Source organism: Archangium sp. (genome assembly GCF_036388035.1).
Lineage (GTDB): Bacteria > Myxococcota > Myxococcia > Myxococcales > Myxococcaceae > Archangium.
Genome location: NZ_DASVSO010000453.1, coordinates 1 through 6,310, shown reverse-complemented (window position 1 = coordinate 6,310; position 6,310 = coordinate 1). Strand labels below are relative to the sequence as shown.

At 70.0% G+C, this 6,310-nt stretch carries 4 protein-coding genes; 2 read left to right on the top strand and 2 right to left on the bottom strand.

The features are described 5' to 3' along the window. Positions 1-96: 96 nt before the first annotated feature. The gene (locus VF697_RS18310; protein ID WP_331096726.1) at positions 97-1,686 is read right to left on the bottom strand and encodes a sigma 54-interacting transcriptional regulator; all 1,590 of its coding nucleotides are present in this window, start codon (positions 1,684-1,686) and stop codon (positions 97-99) included. A gap of 112 nt (positions 1,687-1,798) precedes the next feature. Here VF697_RS18310 and VF697_RS18305 point away from each other — a divergent pair, with 112 nt between their 5' ends. Then, entirely contained in the window at positions 1,799-2,785 is a 987-nt protein-coding gene (locus tag VF697_RS18305) for a cation diffusion facilitator family transporter (protein ID WP_331096724.1), read from the top strand. Positions 2,786-2,789: 4 nt separating this feature from the next. Here VF697_RS18305 and VF697_RS18300 read toward each other — a convergent pair whose 3' ends face one another. Beyond that, positions 2,790-4,595 (bottom strand): protein kinase domain-containing protein, encoded by a 1,806-nt coding sequence (locus VF697_RS18300; RefSeq protein WP_331096723.1) that lies wholly within the window; start codon positions 4,593-4,595, stop codon positions 2,790-2,792. Positions 4,596-5,004: 409 nt separating this feature from the next. Here VF697_RS18300 and agmC point away from each other — a divergent pair. Further along, on the top strand, positions 5,005-6,310 hold a 1,306-nt coding region (agmC, locus tag VF697_RS18295; RefSeq protein ID WP_414641316.1), incomplete at its 3' end, for an adventurous gliding motility protein AgmC.

The window sequence follows — 6,310 nt, the reverse complement described above, 5'->3', positions numbered from 1 at the left end:
ACCATGCCCGGCTCGCCCTCGCCCTGCACCTGGTAGTACAGCGATGCCCCGTCGGGCACGGTGAGGTAGTCCTGCCGGAAATAGTGGCTCATGGGATCACGCGTCCGCCTCGGCTTCGGGTGGGAGTCCCTTGTCCAGGCCGTACTTCGCGATCTTCAAGATAAGGTTGGAACGGCTGATGCCAAGCTCTCGGGCAAGCCGGCTCTTGTTGTTGCCGGTCCGAGACAGTCCCTGCTGGATCATCTCGCGCTCCAGTGTCTCCACGGCCTCGTTCAGCTTGCCGGTGGCCCGGGCGGAGGTGAGCAGGGGTGAGACTCCCGGGGAGATGGCGTCGCGGATACGGCTGGAGATGAGGTCGGCGGGCAGCCATTCCAGATCGCCACCGAGCACCAGCAGCCGCTCCATTTCGTTCTCCAGCTCACGCACGTTGCCGGGCCAGGCGTACGAGCCGAGCAGCGTCATGGCCTCGGGGGCGAGGCCCCGGACGTGCTGGCCCTCGCGGTGGTGCTTGCGCAGGAAGTGGTCCACCAGCAGGGGCAGGTCGTCCCGGCGCTCGCGCAGCGGCGGCAGCATCACGCGGATGACGTTGATGCGGTAGAAGAGGTCCTCGCGGAACTCGCCCCGCTTGACCAGCTCGCCCAGGTCCTTGTGGGTGGCGGCGATGACGCGCACGTCCACCTCCTTGGGCTCGGTGCCACCCACGGGCAGGAAGGTGCCCTCCTGCAGCACGCGCAGCAGCTTCACCTGCAGGGCGGGGGACATGTCTCCCACCTCGTCCAGGAAGAAGGTGCCCCGGTCCGCCACCTCGAAGAGGCCCTTCTTGTCGCGCATGGCCCCGGTGAAGGCGCCGCGCATGTGGCCGAAGAGGGCGCTCTCCAGCAGGTTGTCGTTGAAGGCCGAGCAGTTCTGCACCACGAAGGGCGCGTTGCGCCGGGGGCCGTTGTCGTGGATGGCGCGCGCCACCAGCTCCTTGCCCGTGCCCGACTCGCCGTTGATGAGCACGGTGGCTTCCGAGTTGGACACCTTCTCCAGCAGCTTGAAGATCTCCTGCATGGGCCCGGAGCGGCCGATGATGTTCTCGAAGCGGTAGTCCTCGCCCTGGCCCGGCGAGAGCGGCTGGAGGCCCCGCTCCTCCTTGCGGACGCGCTCGGCCTCGTGGGCGGCGAGCTCGGTGGCGCCGTATTCGAGCAGGTCCACCAGCTTGCCCAGGTCCGCATCTCCCAGCACCGGCAGGCGCTCCACCGCGCGCTCCACGTCCAGCGCGGCGCCCGGCTGCAGCTCGCGCAGGCGCGCCTTGAGCACCTCCTGCTCCCGGCCCGAGGGCGGCTCGCGCAGGAAGCCCTCCACGAAGAGGAAGCCCTCGTACTCATCCTTCACATAGAGCGGGGCGCCGATGAGGCTGAACTGCAGGTGGCAGGGGTGCACGAGCGCGCGGCGCAGCCGCCGGTTCGCCTTGAACTGCTCATGGAGCTGGCGCACCGACTGGTTGCAGCGCCGCAGGCCCTCTCGTGAGGTGAGCGAGAGGCGGCAGCCCTCGTTGGGCGTGGGGGGAATATCCGCGCCCTTCTGCCAATCCAGCACGATCCCGTTGCGATCCACGAGATGCATCTCCGCCCGCCACCACTTGCGGATGACTTCTCGCAGCATGATGATGGTGTGCAGGTTCTGGTGCCTCTCGAGGTCCATCTGCCGTGCCTTGGGGATGTTCAACAGGGGTTAAAACCTTGAACCCGTGATGTTTTTGGACTCTATCCGCTCGGCGCGTCTCCGTGGAGGAGCGTTCGCACATCATCCGCTCGTGACTACCTCTCCTCACACCCATGGCGCAGGGCATGACCATGACCACGATGAGGCGTGCGGGGGACATGGCCACGGCCATGGGAAACCGGCGAAGCGCCCGCTTCCTTCCATGAAGGAGGAGCGGCGGAAGGACCGCAACCGGCTGTTCTTTGCCCTGGCGCTCACCGGCACCATCGCGGTGGCCGAGGCGGTGGGGGGCTACCTCACCAACTCCCTGGCCCTGATGGCCGACGCGGGCCACATGCTCACGGACATCAGCGCGCTCGGGTTGAGCCTGCTGGCGCTCTGGTTCGCGGGCAAGCCGGCGGACGTGAAGAAGACGTACGGCTACTACCGCATGGAGATCCTCAGCGCGCTCCTCAACGGGGTGCTGCTGGTGGGGATCACCGTGGTCATCCTCGTGGAGGCCTGGGAGCGCTTCCGCTCGCCGACCGAGGTGCGGCTGGGGCCCATGGCCATCGTCGCGCTGATCGGCCTGGCGGCGAACCTCGGAGCGCTGGGCTTCCTGCACAGCTCACACTCGATGAACGTGCGCGGGGCCTTCCTGCACGTGCTGGGCGATGCCCTGTCGAGCGTGGGCGTGCTGGTGGGCGCCGGGGTGATGTGGCTGACGGGCTGGTACGTGGTGGACCCGCTCATCTCGGTGCTCATCTCGGTGGTGATCGTCGTGGGCGCGCTGCGGCTGGTGCGCGACGCGGTGGACGTGCTGCTCGAGGCGGTGCCGGCGCACGTGGACCTGTCCGTGGTGAAGGAGCTGCTGCTGAAGGTGCAGGGGGTGCGCGACGTGCACGACCTGCACGTGTGGACGATCGCCAGCGGGATGTACGCGCTCTCGGCGCACCTGGTGGTGCGGGATCCCATGGTCTGCAACAACGATGAGATCCTCTCGGCGGTGAAGCACGAGCTCTTCGACCGCTTCGGGATCGATCACACCACCATCCAGATCGAGAGCGAGACCTACGCCCATATGGGCGAGGTCCACTGACGCCTCAGGTCCCTCGTATCGTCGGCCAGGACCCCGAGGGCCTGCGCGTGTCGCCCCGCTGCCTGCGCTGCAGGGTGCGGTAGCCGTGCAGGGCCTCGAGGTGGAGCGGGTCGGCCTGCAGGGCCTGCTCGTAGGCGGCGAGCGCCAGGGCGAGCTGGCCCGACTTCTCCAGCAGGCGGGCCGACATGAGCTGCACCAGCGAGCGCGCCTCGGCCCCTCGCTCCCGGGCGAGGAAGCGCTGCCGGGCCTCCTCCATCTGGGAGACGGTGAGCCCCTCGGTCAGGCAGCGGATGATGCCGGCCAGGTTGTGCCGGGTGGCGTCGTACTCCACGCGGCGCTCCAGGTGGCCCAGGACGAAGAGGGCCTGGGAGACGCGCTCGAGCTGCCGTTCCACCTGGACGCGCTGCTCCGCCGAGAGCGCGCCGGAGAGCAGGGCCTCGAGGGTCTGCCGCGCGAGCCGGGCCGCCTCGCGCACCCGCTCCCGCGACGCATCGAGCGCCAGGCCGAGCAGGCTGTAGTGATCGCCCTGGGCCCGGCCGCGGAAGTCGCGCAGCACGGCCTCCGCCTCGGGGTTGTCGCGCACCGGCGCGGCCACCGGCCGCTCACCGGACAGCAGGCGGGTGAAGGTCTCGTGGAAGCCGGGAGTCACCTGCAGCAGCTCCACCCCGAAGCCGGGCACCATGCCCCAGGCCTGGGCCTGATCGGGCGTCACGTGTCGCACCACCTGGCCGGTGCAGGGCAGCTCTCCCCCGGAAAGCTCCAGCACCAACTTCACCCGGGTGAGCAGCGGTGGCGGTGTCTCGGTGCGCAGGAAGAGTCCGGTGCGGCCCACCTGATCGCAGCCGAGCCGCTGGGGGGCCTCGCCCTCCTTCACGCAGACCCGGGCCTGGAAGGCCGAGGCGGTGGAGCGCTTGTCGCCCGGGCTCACCGCCGACAGGAGCGCGGCCTTGAACTCGGCGGCGCTGGGGTAGCGCTCCGCTGGCAGCCGCGCCATCGCGCGCTGGAGCACCCGCGAGAGGGCCGGGGGCACCTTGGGGGCGAGCTCGTGCGCAGGCCGGGGAGTGACCTGGAGATGGGCCATGAGGACCTCCGCCGCGGTGCGCCCGGTGAAGGGATTGCGCCCGGTGAGGAGGCGATAGCCGAGCACCCCGGCCGCGTAGAGGTCCGTGCGCGCGTCCACCTCGCCCCCGCCGCACTGCTCGGGTGCCATGAACTCGGGAGTGCCCAGCAGCACGCCGGACTGGGTGGGCGTCTCGTCGGAGGAGTAGAGGTGCTTGGCGATGCCGAAGTCCAGCAGCTTCACCCGGTGCCCACCGTCCTCGCGCGGGAGCACGAAGACGTTGGCCGGCTTGAGGTCTCGATGGATGACGCCCTGGGCATGCGCGGCGCCGAGCGCGTCACACACCTGCGCGAGCAGCTCCACCGCCAGCTCGGGCGCCAACGGCTCCCGGGCGAAGGTGCCCAGGTGCATGCCCTCCAGGTACTCCATGACCAGGTAGGGCCGGCCCTCGTACGTGTCGAGGTCGAAGACCGTCACCACGTTCTCGTGCTGGATGCGGCTGGCCCCGCGCGCCTCGGCCAGGAAGCGCGCCACCAGCTTCGCGTCCTCGGCGAGGTGCGTGTGGAGCACCTTCACCGCCACCCGCTTCTGGATGAGGCCATGCTCGGCCAGATAGACGCCGCCCATGCCGCCGCGCCCGATCTGGCGCACGATCCGGAAGGTGCCGAAGCGTTGGCCGACCAGGGGATCCTGGGGCGGGGAGGGTGCGGCGTACAGCGGCGTCCTGGGGGCCGCGCCCTGGCCGCGCACCAGGGTGGGGCAGTCCCCTGGGTCGGAATGGGATGGCTGGCAGGGACAAGCGAACGCAAGCGAGGATTTCATCGCGAAGAAAGCACCCGGAACATGTGACCCCACCCTTCCACCCGCTTCCGCGCCTTCCACTTCGCACAGATCGGCCCGGACCCCATCCTGTTGGCGGAGACACAATTGCTAGCGGCGTGCCACCCGTAGTCCTCCTCCCCGGGATGGAGCAAGGTGTAGTGCAAGACGTTGATCTTCTTCGCGTCCTCAGTGTTTTCTGGGCAGCAGTCCGAGCCCTCGAACCTGTCCCGCGGGCCGAGCATTTGTAAAAAAGTAAGCCACCTTTCTGAAAAAAGTTCAGCTTTTTGCCTCCTGCTCTCCTGTTGTGAAAACATGAAGTTCTGGATAAGCGGGGCTCATGCGGATCCTCTTCGTCTTGCTCGGGCTGTTCGTGGCCGGTGGCGCGGGAGCTGAACCCGATACCTTCGGACTGGGGAGTGGGAGGAATGGCTCCCGGCGCATCGAGGACACGGGCGTCGTCCTCAACCGCTATGCGCGCCTCACCGCCGATGCGGCCGTGGGCACGAGCCTCCTGACGGTCTCGGACTCCACGGGCTTCGTCGCCGGGGAGCTGGTGCTCGTCCACCAGTCCACGGGCCTTCTGCCCGCGCCGGACTCCGGAGAGCAGCGTCCGCTCCACCTCGACGGGAGCCCGGTGGGACGCTTCGAGTACGCGCGGCTCGCCTCGGTGGCGCCGGGCGAGCTCCGCCTCTCCGCGCCGCTGCTGAACGGCTACGCCGGCAACGGGGCCCAGGTGGTGGCGGTGCCCGAGTTCTCCGAGCTGGAGGTGCGGACGGGTGCCTCGGTGCGTGCCGAGCCCTGGGACGGGGGCACGGGCGGCATCCTCGCGGTGCTGGTCACCGGACGCCTGCGCAACGATGGCCTCGTCACCGTGGAGGGCGCGGGCTTCCGGGGCGGTGACTTCCTCTCTCACGCCAACCTCACGGGATGCACCGGCCTGGATGAGCCGGTGGCCAGCGGTGGGGCCTACAAAGGGGAGGGCCTGGTGGCGGGCCGCTTCGGCACGGCCTCCGGGCGGGGCAACCTGGCCAATGGCGGTGGAGGCGGCATCTGCCACAACGCCGGCGGCGGAGGGGGCGGGCACGCGGGGCTGGGAGGCATGGGAGGCCGCTCCGCGCCTGTCGATGGCGCGCGGGCCGTGGGCGGACTGGGCGGGGCGCCGGTGGTGTACCCGCCCTATGAGCGTCTCCTCTTCGGCGGCGGAGGGGGCGCGGGAGAGGGCAACAACGGGGAGGGAACGGGAGGCGGGGCCGGTGGAGGACTGATGCTCATCCGCGCGGGCGAGGTGCGGGGCGTGGGGCGCTTCCGCGCGGCCGGTGCCACGCCACCGCCAACCGCCAGGGATGACGGCGCGGGAGGTGGCGGAGCGGGTGGGGCCATCTCCATCCGCGCCCGGCAGGAGCTGGAGTGCGGCGCGGTGGAAGCCCCGGGCGGCGCGGGAGGAGACGTCGGTGAGACGTCGTTTCCGGTGGGTCCCGGGGGCGGAGGCGGCGGCGGCGTGGTGTTCCTCCAGGGACAGCCCGTCGTGTGTTCGAGGTCGGTGCTCGCCGGAGCTCCCGGCCGGACGGCGGCGGACGGCGGCACGCATGGGTCCGGGCCCGACAGTGTGGATGGCGGACTCGCTCCAGGCTCCGCGCAGGTTC